Annotated in this window: 11 protein-coding genes; 6 read left to right on the top strand and 5 right to left on the bottom strand. The window is 54.1% G+C overall.

What is annotated here, in order from left to right; all coding sequences use genetic code 11:
* Positions 1-278 precede the first annotated feature (278 nt).
* Positions 279-704 carry a hypothetical protein gene (locus tag ACN0UH_RS06825; RefSeq protein ID WP_417661348.1) on the top strand — a complete coding sequence of 142 codons (426 nt, stop codon included), beginning with the start codon at positions 279-281 and terminating at the stop codon, positions 702-704.
* Positions 705-775: 71 nt separating this feature from the next.
* Here ACN0UH_RS06825 and ACN0UH_RS06830 read toward each other — a convergent pair whose 3' ends face one another.
* The 5 genes from ACN0UH_RS06830 to ACN0UH_RS06850 form a co-directional block, all read right to left on the bottom strand.
* Complete coding sequence (locus ACN0UH_RS06830; protein WP_417661349.1) at positions 776-997, bottom strand: VF530 family DNA-binding protein; 222 nt, start codon at positions 995-997, stop codon at positions 776-778.
* 185 nt (positions 998-1,182) lie between these two features.
* A complete protein-coding gene (gene putP, locus ACN0UH_RS06835; RefSeq protein WP_417661350.1) occupies positions 1,183-2,670 on the bottom strand; it encodes a sodium/proline symporter PutP in 1,488 nt (495 codons plus the stop codon).
* Positions 2,671-2,944: 274 nt separating this feature from the next.
* Positions 2,945-6,124 (bottom strand): bifunctional proline dehydrogenase/L-glutamate gamma-semialdehyde dehydrogenase PutA, encoded by a 3,180-nt coding sequence (putA, locus tag ACN0UH_RS06840; RefSeq protein ID WP_417661351.1) that lies wholly within the window; start codon positions 6,122-6,124, stop codon positions 2,945-2,947.
* 378 nt (positions 6,125-6,502) lie between these two features.
* Positions 6,503-6,970 carry a GNAT family N-acetyltransferase gene (locus ACN0UH_RS06845; RefSeq protein WP_417661352.1) on the bottom strand — a complete coding sequence of 156 codons (468 nt, stop codon included), beginning with the start codon at positions 6,968-6,970 and terminating at the stop codon, positions 6,503-6,505.
* A 120-nt stretch (positions 6,971-7,090) separates the two neighbouring features.
* Positions 7,091-7,843 carry a helix-turn-helix domain-containing protein gene (locus ACN0UH_RS06850; protein WP_417661353.1) on the bottom strand — a complete coding sequence of 251 codons (753 nt, stop codon included), beginning with the start codon at positions 7,841-7,843 and terminating at the stop codon, positions 7,091-7,093.
* 168 nt (positions 7,844-8,011) lie between these two features.
* Here ACN0UH_RS06850 and lon point away from each other — a divergent pair, with 168 nt between their 5' ends.
* The 5 genes from lon (at position 8,012) to cmoB (ending at position 13,569) form a co-directional block, all read left to right on the top strand.
* Positions 8,012-10,402, top strand: a complete 2,391-nt coding sequence (gene lon, locus ACN0UH_RS06855; protein ID WP_417661354.1) for an endopeptidase La — start codon at positions 8,012-8,014, stop codon at positions 10,400-10,402.
* A 174-nt stretch (positions 10,403-10,576) separates the two neighbouring features.
* Positions 10,577-10,969 (top strand): protease inhibitor I42 family protein, encoded by a 393-nt coding sequence (locus tag ACN0UH_RS06860; protein ID WP_417661355.1) that lies wholly within the window; start codon positions 10,577-10,579, stop codon positions 10,967-10,969.
* Positions 10,970-11,094: 125 nt separating this feature from the next.
* Positions 11,095-11,730 carry a lysoplasmalogenase gene (locus ACN0UH_RS06865; protein WP_417661356.1) on the top strand — a complete coding sequence of 212 codons (636 nt, stop codon included), beginning with the start codon at positions 11,095-11,097 and terminating at the stop codon, positions 11,728-11,730.
* Positions 11,731-11,860: 130 nt separating this feature from the next.
* On the top strand, positions 11,861-12,604 hold the full coding sequence (cmoA, locus tag ACN0UH_RS06870) for a carboxy-S-adenosyl-L-methionine synthase CmoA (RefSeq protein WP_417661357.1): 744 nt from the start codon (positions 11,861-11,863) through the stop codon (positions 12,602-12,604).
* Positions 12,601-13,569 carry a tRNA 5-methoxyuridine(34)/uridine 5-oxyacetic acid(34) synthase CmoB gene (cmoB, locus tag ACN0UH_RS06875; RefSeq protein WP_417661358.1) on the top strand — a complete coding sequence of 323 codons (969 nt, stop codon included), beginning with the start codon at positions 12,601-12,603 and terminating at the stop codon, positions 13,567-13,569. The genes cmoA and cmoB overlap by 4 nt, the downstream gene beginning before the upstream one ends.
* The last annotated feature ends 37 nt before the right edge of the window (positions 13,570-13,606 follow it).

Raw genomic sequence — 13,606 nt, forward strand, 5'->3', positions numbered from 1 at the left:
CGACCTCGTTTCTCGTCCTTGGTTGGTTGTTGCGTCATCTCTTGGGCGCATAGTCTTACGCTTAAACCTGCACTTTACTCAAGCAGCGACTACCATCAAATATAGTGCTTACTCGCCCATGGCAGAGCGTCATGCGGTGGTAATATCTGCGCTTACGGATGAACCATACTCAGGCATGGAAATCGAAAACAGACCAACGGTCTTTTTCCTTTAACACTCACTGACTATGGTTTGCTGTCAGTCACCGCTGCTGAAACAACCAGCATACGGCCACATACATGGAGCTAGACGTGCCACCACTCGACCCGCAAAAGCGCCTTGCCGCGCGCAATGCCACCTTGACTCACGAAGATGCGCTGAACTGCATGGTTTATCGCCCAGATGAGCAGGACCCTGAAGCTGAAGAAATTGACCTCGGCGATGCCAAGATCCTCTTCACCGGCGTATTCGAAGCGCCAGCTGACTGGGATGAGCATGAACGGGAAGAGTTCTTCGCCGACACCAACCCTGAGCTGTTTATGACCGCATTTATTGAATGCGAGGCTAAGCCCGAATCAGCGCAGTTCTTCACGGTTGAAGGCAACGACTATGTCGCCACAATGCCTAACCCAGGTGAGGTAGTGATGTTTTATGTGCTCGACTACAGCGAAGATGACAACGGACGTGAATACATAGTAGTGCGCGACGACGAGCCCATGAGCTAACACTCCCCGCCTCCCGATGAGCCCGCGCATTGCCGAGGCTCATCAACCTGCTTAAGCAACTTTTGCGACGATCAGTTATTGCGTTGTGCCTTGATATACAGCGCCTCTACTTTCTCGCGCGCCCACGGCGTCTTGCGCAAAAAAGTCAGACTCGATTTGATACTCGGATCGCTTTTGAAACAGCGAATATCAATACGCTGCGCCAGCCCATCCCAGCCGTAAGTTGCTACCAGATGGTTGAGAATCGCCTCAAGCGTAACGCCATGCAGTGGATTGTTTGGAGTTTGAGTCATGCCATGCCTTTGCCAGCGAATCAGTTGAGAAGCGCACCATAGCCAAGCACAGGCGCCAACGGAAGAAATAAAGATATATCTGCCCAATCAAACATTAGCAGTGGCTAGCGCACAGCTATTTTAGGCAGAAAAAAACCGGCCCATGCACAACAAGCACGGGCCGGTTTTATAGTACATCCAGCCGATTATTGGGCGGCGTTGTACTCTTTCTCAGCATCAGCGAAACGCTTCTGCATGGTTGCAGATGGCTCTTTATCCAGCAGGCTGAAGACCACAATGGCCAGCGTTGCGAGGATGAAGCCAGGAATGATTTCGTACAGACCCAAACCGATGTAGTTCTTCCACACGATCACGGTAATCGCACCAACCAACATGCCTGCCAGCGCGCCGTTACGGGTCATGCGTGCCCACATGACAGAGAGCAATACCACTGGACCGAATGCAGCGCCGAAACCAGCCCACGCATAAGACACCAAGCCCAACACGCGGTTATTTGGATCTGCAGCCAGCAGGATCGCAACCAAGGCAATCAGCAGCACCATGCCACGACCGACCCAGACCAGCTCGGTTTGCGAGGCATCTTTACGCAGAAATGCTTTGTAGAAGTCTTCTGTCAGAGCGCTCGAACATACCAACAGCTGGCAGCTCAAGGTGCTCATAACTGCAGCCAGAATGGCCGACAGCAGCACGCCCGCAACCCATGGGTTGAACAGCAACTTGGCCAATTCGATGAAGACCCGCTCAGGGTTTTCAGTCACTGGCCCCGCAACGTCAGGATTTGCAGCGAAGTAAGCGATACCGAAGAAACCAACCGACACCGTACCAATCAGGCAAAGAATCATCCATGCCATGGAGATACGACGTGCTGATGGAATGGTTTTAACCGAATCAGCCGCCATGAAACGCGCCAGGATGTGTGGTTGACCGAAGTAACCTAGGCCCCACGCCATCAGCGAAATCACACCGATAAAGGTTGCGCCTTTGAACATGTCAAAGTTGGTGGCATCTTGCATCTCGATTGCAGCGAATGTTGTATCCACACCGCCGGTGGCGATCATCACAACCACTGGCGTCAGGATCAAAGCGAAGATCATCAACGTTGCTTGTACGGTGTCAGTCCAGCTAACAGCCAAGAAGCCGCCGATAAAAGTATAGGCGATGGTTGCAGCAGCACCCGCCCACAGCGCAGTCTCGTAAGGCATACCGAAAGTGCTTTCAAACAAACGCGCGCCAGCTACCACGCCAGATGCGCAATAGATGGTGAAGAACACCAGAATGACGACAGCAGAAAAAACCCGCAACACGCGGCTGTTGTCTTCGAAGCGATTGCTGAAGTAATCAGGCAGGGTCAGCGCGTTGCCATTGTGCTCGGTCTGTACCCGCAGACGACCCGCAACAAACAGCCAGTTCAGATAAGCACCAATCACCAAGCCAATGGCAATCCAGCCTTCAGACAAGCCCGACAAGTACACGGCGCCCGGCAAGCCCATCAACAACCAGCCGCTCATGTCCGATGCACCAGCAGACAACGCAGTTACATAGCTGCCGAGGCTACGGCCACCAAGGATGTAATCGGATAAGTTTTTGGTACGCAGATAGGCGAATAAGCCAATCCCGATCATCAAAGCAATGTACACCACAAAGGTGACTAGCATGGGTGTGTTAGCTGTCATTGGGGTGGTCCCCTCTCGTTTGTTGTTATGGCAGCACGGGGTTGACCCGTGCCCTGTATGGCAAACAGCGTTCGCGTGTAGCGCCCGCACCTAATAAAGCGGATACGTTGTCTATACCCTGCGGCTGGAAAGCCCAACTCAGCGTAATATCAGAACAACCGCACCTCTTTAAGATTGAGCAACCAGCCCTCAGGTCACGCAACCAACTTCAGGCTTTTTTGAGCCCTCAATAAAACAACGGGCGAGGCCCGAAGGCACCCGCCCGTAAAACTGTTTAAACCTCGTCGCCCAATGATAGCAGCGATGCATTACCTCCGACTGCGGTGGTGTTCACCGAAGTCGTACGCTCGTTAACAAAGCGCAATAAGTAGCTTGGACCACCGGCTTTTGGACCGGTACCAGATAGACCACAACCACCAAACGGCTGCACACCTACTACCGCGCCAATCTGGTTACGGTTGATGTACAGGTTACCAACGCGCGCCAAGGCCTCGATGCGTGCGGCGGTTTCTTCGTTACGGCTATGAACCCCAAGAGTCAAACCGTAACCAGTACCGTTGATAGCGCCGACCACCGCTTCCAGCTCGCTGGCCTGATAACGCACTACGTGCAGGATCGGGCCAAAGTTTTCTTTCTCTAATTCGTTGATGCCGCCGATTTCAAAAGCCACAGGCGCTACAAAATGCCCATCAAGATCAGCTGGCATTTGTGTTTCAGCGATCAGCTTGCCTTCGCCTTTTAGCTTAGCGATGTGAGCATCTAGACCGGCTTTAGCTTCAGCGTCGATTACCGGGCCAATGTCGTTGGCACGCAGATGCGTCGGGCCAACTTTGAGTTCGGCCATCGCGCCCTTAAGCAGCTCCAGCACGCGGTCGGCGATATCAGCCTGCACATAGAGCACGCGCAGGGCTGAGCAACGTTGGCCGGCGCTGGTAAAGGCCGATTGCACGGCGTCTTTAACAACCTGCTCAGGCAGGGCTGTGGAATCAACGATCATCGCGTTCTGACCGCCAGTTTCAGCGATCAAGGCAGCGATTGGACCTTGTTTTTCAGCCAATTGGCGGTTGATGATTCGCGCAGTATCGGTCGAACCGGTGAAGCACACGCCTGATACACGGGCGTCGCGACAGAACACGCCACCCAAGGTCGCGCCATCACCCGGCAAGAAAGCAATTACATCTTTCGGCAAGCCTGCTTCAAACATCAGTTCCAGAGCGCGTGCAGCAATCAGGCTGGTCTGTTCGGCAGGCTTTGCCAGAACACAGTTACCGGCAACCAATGCCGCAGCAATCTGGCCCAGGTAGATAGCCAGAGGGAAGTTCCACGGGCTGACGCATACGAAAATACCACGGCCTTCATGGAACAGCTCGTTACGCTCGCCAGTAGGGCCTTGCAGTTCTTCACGACCTAAACGCAGGCGTGCTTGTTGCGCGTAATAGCGGCAGAAATCAACTGCTTCACGCACCTCATCGATACCGTCTTGCAGGCTTTTACCCGCCTCCAGCGTGCACATTGCCATCAGCTCTGCACGGTGGGTTTCCAGCAGGTCTGCCAAGCGCTCGAAAACACTCGCGCGATCGTCGATTGCAGTGGCATTCCAGCGCGGCCAGGCAGCACTCAACACATCAAGCGCTTGGGCGGCTTGGGCGGCGGTCGCGAACTCAGCACTGCCAACAACCTTGCTCAACTCATATGGGCAGTGCACGTCTTGTGCAGTACCGGCGAGCTTTTCACCATTGATTACAGGTGCTGCGTGCCATTGGCGATTGAGGTGCGGCTGGTAGGCATTGTTCAATTCTGCCCAGGAGTGCTCGATATTCATGTTGATGCCTTGGGAGTTTTTCCGAGCAGCACCGAACAGTGCAGGCGGAAGTGGAATTTTCTCATTGCTGAGCGACTTGAACTTGCGCAACTGCGTCACTGGATGATCAAGAAGTGACTCAATCGGCGTGCTAGGGTCAACCAATTGATGCACAAACGAGGAGTTCGCACCGTTTTCCAACAGACGACGCACCAGATACGGCAGCAGGTCTTTGTGTGCGCCAACCGGAGCGTAAATACGCACATTAGTAGCGTGCTTTTCCAACACCGTGTCATACAGCGCATCGCCCATTCCGTGCAGGCGCTGGAACTCGAAATCACGTGGCTGTGGCAGCTCAGCGGCCATGGTCAGAATGCAGCTGACCGTATGTGCGTTGTGGCTGGCGAACTGCGGATAAATCACCCCACGGGTGAACTCGGATAACAGGAAGCGGGCACAGGCCAAGTAAGAACTGTCGGTGCCTTCTTTGCGGGTAAATACCGGAAAACCATCCAGGCCCTGCACATGACACTGTTTGATTTCGCTGTCCCAATACGCACCCTTGACCAAGCGCAACGGCATCTTCTCGCCGAGCTCTTTGCCCAACAAGGTCAGCCACACCAGCACTGGCAAGCAGCGCTTTGAGTAGGCTTGGATAACCAGACCTACTTCACCCCAGCCGCTAATTGCCGGGTCACGCAGTAGCTTTTCGTAAAGTTCGAGCGACAGTTCAAGCCGGTCAGCTTCTTCAGCATCGATCGAGATACCCACGTCCAGCTTGCGGGCACGCACACACAATTCGCGCACGTTATCGAACAATTCAATCAGTACGCGTTCACGCTGAGCGACTTCATAGCGCGGGTGCAGCGCCGAAAGCTTGATCGACACCGACGGGCGCGGGCCTTTACCAACTTGCGGCTCAGCACCAACGGTATCAATCGCCTGGCGATAGTCGGCCATGTACTTGTCGGCGTCTTCAGCGGTCAGCGCTGCTTCACCCAACATATCAAAGGAATAGCTGTAACCTTTTTCACGCTCCGGGCGACCATTTTTCAGTGCTTCACTGATGGTGCGGCCCAGTACGAACTGCTTGCCCATGAGTTTCATGGCCTGGTTCATCGCCGCGCGGATAACTGGCTCACCAGAACGTTTGATCAACTTGCCCAATACGTTTTTTGGGCGACCGTCTGCGGTTTCCGGGTCAACCACCTTGCCGGTCATGACCAAGCCCCAGGCAGCAAAATTGACCAACACGCTGTCACTCTTGCCCAAGTGGCGTTCCCACTCGGCAGCGCTGAGTTTGTCGCGGATCAACGCATCGGCTGTGACTGCATCCGGCACCCGCAGCAAAGCCTCGGCCAGGCACATGAGCATCAGCCCTTCCTGGGTGTCGAGGCTGTACTGACGAAGAAGTGCGTCGAGGGTATCGACGGCATTGTCCCGGCTACGCACATGTTCAATCAATGTGCGGGCATTCTGGCGGATAGCCTCAATGCCTGCTTCACCGGGGTCGGCGAGCTCTAAAAGCTCAGTGAGATAGGCTGCCTCGTCAACGCTGTAGTTAGCGCTGATGACAGGGAAAAAATCGGCGGCCTTGGCGGCAGAGATCCGGGTTAGGAACTCGTCCTGCAAGACGTGACTGGCTTTAAACATCACGCCCATCCTCTTCTGGAGACTGTTGTTGTAAGCGTCTGTGCATGCATGGGTGCAGATGTGTTGCCCGGACGACAAAACTCAAGGCAACAAACTCGACGCAACTGGATGTCTGAATTTAGTGGCAGAGTGATTACAGCTTCTTACTAAAACCTCTGGAGTTTTTGCAAAAAACTATGGGGCAGGGAACTAATTCAAGATGCTTTTTTTGCCTAAAAACATCTGTAAGCGGCTACACCGCCCGGACTAGAAGGAGCAAGCCGCTCAGATTCAGCCAGATGCTGTCTTCATCGACAAAATCAGTCGGCGCCGACCAAACGCGTAAATTGACCATGTCGGGCGGCGTTCACTGCGCACCATAATGATGCGCAGCGACGATTAAAGACGACGCATACCGACATGCTCGATGCCGTCTTCAAGATAAATGTCGCTGCATGCAACAAAACCATAACGCCCGTAATAGCCTTGCAAATGTGCTTGCGCTGACATGTAAATCGGCAATTCTGGCCAATGCTCAGCACAGGCTTCGAGAGCATGCGCCATCATCTTGTGGCCCAAGCCGGTACCGCGCGCAGATGGGTCGGTCACCACACGACCGATCACCACACTCGAATCGTTTTGCGCAGGATCAAGCAAGCGTAAATACGCAACCAACGTATCGCCCTGCCATGCCAGTAAATGACGCGTTTCACCGAGCATGTCGAGATCATCGATATCAGTGTAGACACAATTCTGCTCGACCACGAAAACCGCGCTGCGCAGCTTTAAAGCAGCGTATACATCAGTGACGCTAAGCTCGCTGTGATGTTTGATTTGCCAGGTAACGGGTGACTGTTGCTCGGTCAAAGCAGCTCCTCCTGAAATCCAATAATTACTGATCAATGATAGGCGTGCACAATAATGAGCCGTTCAATCAAAACCGGCATGGCGCTGTTAGAAATATCAGATTATGGCGCAAAAACCTGCTTACTGAGGCTTGCGCATACGCTTGGGGGTAAGGCCCATATAACGGCGCATTGCTGTAGTCAGGGCGCTTTGTGAAGAGAAACCACACTCTTCGGCAATCCGAATCAGCGGCAAGTTGCTTTCACGGAGCAAGCGCGCGGCTCGATCAAGACGGCTTTTAAGCAGGTATTGATGTGGGGTCAGACCAACACTTTCTTTGAACTGCGCGTGAAAGTGGCTCGGGCTCAGGCAGACAGTCTGGGCCAACTCGGCAACGCTGATACGCCGCGACAGATGTTCAACGATATACTGATCCAAGCGCTCCAAGTTGAGTGAACCGCTGACACGGTTTCGTTGCTCGCCAAACAGGCGCAAGTGCAACGCACGCAACAGCACCCCGCCCAGCGAGCGCGCAAGAATCAGGTCACTGCCATAGCGTTCAAGCTCGGCGCCCGCATAGCTGAGCAAGTGCTGAAAATCCGCATCCAACTGGGGATAACGCGGCGTCTCAAACAAGTGCGCCAATAATTCGAGGTCTTCGCTGGTGGTGTCCTGCTCATCGAGGTCGATGATCAACATGCGGTTATCGCCCATGCCGGCAAACTGGTGATCTGCATCGCCAGGAACCAAGCAAGCGCGCATCCGACAGACCTCTCCGCCACTGCCGTTCACCTCGAATTCTGCACGCCCAGACAGCGATAGCACCAATTGATGGTGATCGTGGGTATGTTCGTGGGCTTTATCATCGAGTCGAATTAGACGGGCATTGAGCATCGCAAGACGGCGTCCATTAAGTGATGGCGCATTTTACCCCTTAAAGCGCGAAAACAGCAGTGCCGACGACAAATGGATGCCACAGTGACATTGCGTCGCAGGCAACGAACAATTGAAAAAGCCAAATTATCCCCCATGTTTATGTCATCGCCCAATTGCAGGTGCAGCATGAACGAAGATAACGATATCGTCGTAGAACCAGGAAATCAGGATGATCAACGTCTGGCCCTGCCTAATCAGCAACTGCCAGACAAGCTGTATGTGATTCCAATCCATAACCGCCCGCTCTTCCCTGCTCAGGTGTTGCCGATCATCGTCAACCCCGAACCTTGGAGCTCGACTCTCAAACGCGTGAGTGATACGCAGCACAAGAGCCTGGCATTGTTCTTCGTGGATAATCCGCCAGCAGATGGCTCGGCAAGTTTTGACCCCGATTCCCTACCCGAGCACGGCACCTTGGTTCGTGTGCTCAATGCCTCGGAAGAAGGTGGCAAGCTGCAATTTGTTGCGCAGGGCCTGACCCGCGTGCGTATTCGTGGCTGGTTAAGCCGTAAACCACCCTATCTGGCGGAAGTTGAATACCCAAAAACCCTGCTCGAGTCGCGTGATGAGATCAAAGCCTATGGCATGGCGCTGATCAATGCGATCAAGGAACTGCTGCCGCTCAATCCCCTGTACAGCGAAGAGTTGAAGAATTACCTCAACCGCTTCAGCCCTAACGATCCGTCCCCGCTGACCGACTTTGCCGCCGCCTTGACCACTGTGCCGGGCAAAGAGCTGCAAGAAGTCCTCGACACCGTGCCGATGCTTAAACGCATGGAGAAAGTGCTGCCATTGCTGCGCAAAGAGGTTGAGGTTGCACGCCTGCAAGGCGAGTTGTCGGCGGAGGTCAACCGCAAGATTTCTGAACATCAACGCGAGTTCTTTCTCAAGGAACAGCTGAAGATTATTCAGCAAGAACTAGGTTTGAGCAAAGACGACCGCAGCGCAGATATCGAGCAGTTCGAGCAGCGTCTGGAAGGTAAAACCCTGTCTGAGCAGGCGCGCAAACGTATAGACGAAGAACTTGGCAAGTTATCGATACTTGAGACCGGCTCCCCCGAGTACGCTGTGACCCGCAATTACTTGGACTGGGCCACCGCGTTACCTTGGGGCGTGTTTGGTCAGGACAAGCTAGACCTGAAGCATTCGCGCACAGTGCTCGACAAGCATCATTCGGGCATGGATGACATCAAATCGCGAATCACCGAGTTCCTCGCCGTAGGTGCATTCAAAGGTGAAATCGCCGGTTCCATCGTGTTGCTTGTCGGCCCGCCTGGGGTGGGTAAAACCAGTATTGGCAAATCAATTGCCGAGTCGCTAGGCAGACCATTTTATCGTTTCAGTGTCGGCGGTATGCGCGACGAAGCCGAGATCAAGGGCCATCGCCGTACTTATATTGGTGCCCTGCCCGGCAAGCTGGTGCAAGCGCTGAAAGAAGTCGAAGTGATGAACCCGGTGATCATGCTCGATGAGATAGACAAGATGGGCACCAGCTTTCAAGGCGACCCTGCTTCTGCTCTTCTGGAAACCCTCGACCCAGAGCAGAACGTCGAGTTTCTCGACCACTATCTGGACTTGCGCATCGATCTGTCGAAAGTCTTGTTCATCTGTACCGCGAACACCCTTGACTCGATTCCGGGGCCGCTACTCGATCGCATGGAGATTATTCGTCTTTCCGGTTACATCACCGAAGAGAAACTGGCGATTGCTAAAAATCACCTGTGGCCAAAACAGTTGGAAAAAGCCGGCGTGCCGAAAAAACGCCTGAGCATTACTGACGCTGCGCTGCGCGGTGTCATTGAAGGCTACGCCCGTGAAGCCGGTGTGCGCCAACTCGAAAAGCAGCTCGGCAAACTAGTGCGCAAGGCTGTCGTGCAATTACTGGATGCGCCTGACACGCCGGTGAAAATCGGCCACAAAGACCTTGAGCGCTATCTCGGTATTGCGGTTTTCCGTAATGAACAGGTGCTTTCCGGCAAAGGCGTTATTACCGGCCTTGCATGGACCAGTATGGGCGGTGCTACGCTGCCAATTGAAGCCACACGAATTCATACCCTCAATCGCGGCTTCAAACTCACTGGCCAACTGGGCGATGTGATGAAGGAGTCCGCTGAAATCGCTTACAGCTACATCAGCTCGAATCTGAAAAAATTTGGCGGTGATAGTAGCTTCTTCGATCAGGCGTTTATTCACCTTCACGTACCCGAAGGCGCCACCCCGAAAGACGGTCCAAGTGCAGGCGTTACCATGGCCAGCGCGCTGCTTTCACTGGCGCGTAACCAAGTTCCGAAAAAAGGCGTGGCCATGACCGGCGAACTGACGTTAACCGGGCAGGTACTACCGATTGGCGGGGTTCGCGAGAAAGTCATTGCAGCGCGCCGGCAGAAAATCCATGAGCTGATCCTGCCAGATGCCAACCGAGGCTCGTACGAAGAGCTGCCGGACTACTTGAAAGAAGGCATCACCGTACACTTCGCCAAACGCTATAGCGATGTAGCTAAAGTACTGTTTGACTAAAATCAGCAAGTTACAAGGGTTCAGCCGACGAATCTCGGCTGAACCCTTGCTAGCCAAACGATTGCCAAAGCTTATTTAAGACATGGGGCATATGCTATTTCGGTGCAATTAGGCTTACGTTTTCGCATCGACTGGAGCTATGCTGAATAGCCTTTCGAATCACCGGAGCTAAACATGACCGCAGTTTACCGTTTACTGCCGCCACTCAGCCTTGCATTACTGGCAGGCTGCGCCACCAACTCCAGTACGGTTAATGTGCAACAGCAAAGCGATTGCCCACTGTCGCTGACCACCGGGCAACAATTGATTATCACACTGCCAAGTAACCCCACCACTGGGTTTCGCTGGGTTGTACGCGACGCCGCTCCAACTGTTCTGACCAGCCTCGGCCCAGAGGTTTACAGCAACCCTGAAGACGCAGCACTGGTAGGCAGTGCAGGTAAATCAACTTGGCGCTATACGGCTAAACAACCCGGCGAAGGTCACTTGCTCATGACCTACCAGCGGCCATGGGAAACTGACGTTGCACCGGCTCAAACCTTCGACTGCAATATCAAGGTCAAATAAACTGCGGCACCTTGTATTTCGGCGCGAAAAGCTACTTCGAACGTCATCCTCGGCGTTGGCAATAAGTGGCTAAACCGACATAGTTGCGAGGTTTTAACCTCCCAAGACTTTGTCGAGCACTTGATATGCGTTGGTTGATTTTTGCCCTGAGTGGCGCCGCACTGTTTATCTATGCAAGAGCTGCTGATCTGGCACTGCTGAGCCTGCTGACCAAAGGCATCCCTGTCATTGCGCTGTTGCTTTGGTTGCAGCAGGCACCCGCTGGCACCTATAGCCGCTGGATCCGCATCGGGCTTTTCTGCTCACTGGTCGGCGATATTCTGCTCGACTGGCCTGGCGACTTATTCGTATTCGGCCTTGGCGCGTTCCTGCTCGCTCACCTGGCCTATCTGCGAGCCTATTTCAGCGATTGCAAACGAGTGGCATGGCCTGCGTTGTTCATTGCGCTTATCGTTGGCGGCGGCATGTTCAGCGTCCTCGCCAGCGCTGGACTGGGGCCACTACTAATTCCTGTGATTTGTTACTCAACTGCCATCGGCGCCATGCTCTGGCGAGCCCTTGCCCGCCTGAACCAACCGGGCATCAACCCTCAGGGCGCATGGCTGGCTGCTGTTGGCGCGCTGCTCTTTGTCCTGTCCGATAGCCTGATTGGCATCAACCGGTTTGTCGCACCGTTCGAAGCCGCACCCTATGCAATTATTGTCACCTACTGGCTTGGTCAGTGGGCAATTGCCGCCTCTGCTCAGCAAAGATTTCGCTGAAAGCGGACGAGGAGCTGAGGCAGCCACGCAGTAGCCGGGGGTGTTTTAAGAGCGAGGCCAATAATCATGGTTTGGTTAAGCGGCCAAGTTGGCTAAAATACGCGGATTTCCACACTGTTTCGGAACCCCCGTGAGCAAAGACCCAGACCGCATATTCTCCCAGCCGCTGGCGCAAGTACCAGACTTTGCCTTTAACGAGGATGTGGTCAGGGTATTCCCGGACATGATCAAGCGGTCAGTGCCCGGCTATCCGACAATTGTTGAGAATATTGGCGTACTCGCCAGTCAGTTCGCCAAACCGCATAGCGTGCTCTACGACTTGGGCAGCTCGTTAGGTGCAGTCACCCAAGCGCTACGCCGCCATGTACAGATTGAGGACTGCCGGGTCATCGCAATCGATAACTCCAGCGCTATGGTTGAGCGCTGCCGCGAATACCTGCATGCACAGGATTCGATGTTTCAAGAGTTATTACCGGTTGAAGTCATCGAGGCCGATATCCTAGGCCTCCAATTCGAGCCGACATCACTGGTCGCTTTGAACTTTACCTTACAGTTCATCAAGCCGGATCAGCGGCTTGAACTGCTCAGGCGTATCCGTAACGCCTTGCTGCCAGGCGGGGCGTTAATCCTCTCGGAAAAACTCTGCTTTGAAGACGGTGAACAACAGCAGTTGCTGACCGACCTGCACATCGCCTTCAAACGCGCCAATGGTTACAGCGAGCTGGAAATAGCGCAGAAACGCAGTGCTATCGAAAACGTAATGATCCCCGACAGCCTTGAAACCCACCGTGAACGCTTGCTAAACGCAGGATTCAGCAAGGTGACGCCTTGGTTCCAGTGCCTTAATTTTGCATCGATGATTGCCCTACCATGATCCAGCGTTTTGATTTAGATGCACTACAAGCTCAGCTCGCCGGGACTCCACTGCAAGAGTGGAGCATGGATCTGCCAAGGCAAATAGACAGCAAGCTGGCGATTGGTCATGGTGACCTGGAGCGCTGGTACGCAGCGGTTCAAGCATTACCCTCGCTGGAGATTGAAACGCTGGACATGCTGCAAACGTTCAGCTTCGATGGCCCCTGCGATGAGCAAACCCGCGAACAGTTAAAAACGGCTCTGCAGGGCTTGATTCCGTGGCGCAAAGGCCCATTCCAGCTGTTTGGCGTGCACATTGATACTGAGTGGCGTTCCGACTGGAAATGGCAGCGCGTAGCCCCGTATCTGGACCTCAAAGACAAGCGTGTCCTCGACGTTGGCTGCGGCAATGGCTATTACATGTGGCGCATGCTCGGAGCGGGCGCCAGCAGCGTGGTCGGTATTGATCCAAACTGGCTGTTTTTCAATCAGTTTCTGGCCATGAAGAACTACCTGCCAGAACAGCCCATCTGGCACCTGCCATTGGCTGTTGAGGAACTACCGCCGAAGCTGCAAGGCTTCGACACGGTGTTCTCGATGGGCGTGCTGTATCACCGACGCTCACCAATCGATCACCTTATCGACCTCAAGGACTGCTTGGTAAAAGGTGGCGAACTGGTGCTTGAAACCTTGGTGGTCGAGGGAGATGCGCAGCAAGTATTGTTGCCTGAGGATCGCTACGCGCAGATGCGTAACGTCTGGTTCCTGCCGTCAGTACCAGCCCTTGAACTGTGGCTGCGCCGCGCAGGTTTTACTGACATTCAGTGTGTCGATGTCAGCACCACCTCGGTCGAAGAACAACGCGCCACCGAGTGGATGCGCTATCAATCGCTGCCTGAGTTTCTCGACCCGGCCGACCACAGCCGCACCATCGAAGGCCTGCCGGCGCCGACTCGCGCAGTGATAACCGCGCGCAAACCTTAGCCTTATACAAACCTTGGCCTTATAAGAGTCAACCAGA

It is taken from the genome of Pseudomonas sp. (assembly GCF_048265905.1).
In the GTDB taxonomy this organism is placed as follows: Bacteria; Pseudomonadota; Gammaproteobacteria; order Pseudomonadales; family Pseudomonadaceae; genus Aquipseudomonas.

What these genes read in the sequence shown, in the direction of transcription:
- ACN0UH_RS06825 (WP_417661348.1), top strand. Translation starts at nt 279, where the DNA reads ATGGAGCTAGACGTGCCACCACTCGACCCGCAAAAGCGCCTTGCCGCG.
- ACN0UH_RS06830 (WP_417661349.1), bottom strand. Translation starts at nt 997, where the DNA reads ATGACTCAAACTCCAAACAATCCACTGCATGGCGTTACGCTTGAGGCG.
- putP (WP_417661350.1), bottom strand. Translation starts at nt 2,670, where the DNA reads ATGACAGCTAACACACCCATGCTAGTCACCTTTGTGGTGTACATTGCT.
- putA (WP_417661351.1), bottom strand. Translation starts at nt 6,124, where the DNA reads ATGTTTAAAGCCAGTCACGTCTTGCAGGACGAGTTCCTAACCCGGATC.
- ACN0UH_RS06850 (WP_417661353.1), bottom strand. Translation starts at nt 7,843, where the DNA reads ATGCTCAATGCCCGTCTAATTCGACTCGATGATAAAGCCCACGAACAT.
- lon (WP_417661354.1), top strand. Translation starts at nt 8,012, where the DNA reads ATGAACGAAGATAACGATATCGTCGTAGAACCAGGAAATCAGGATGAT.
- ACN0UH_RS06860 (WP_417661355.1), top strand. Translation starts at nt 10,577, where the DNA reads ATGACCGCAGTTTACCGTTTACTGCCGCCACTCAGCCTTGCATTACTG.
- ACN0UH_RS06865 (WP_417661356.1), top strand. Translation starts at nt 11,095, where the DNA reads ATGCGTTGGTTGATTTTTGCCCTGAGTGGCGCCGCACTGTTTATCTAT.
- cmoB (WP_417661358.1), top strand. Translation starts at nt 12,601, where the DNA reads ATGATCCAGCGTTTTGATTTAGATGCACTACAAGCTCAGCTCGCCGGG.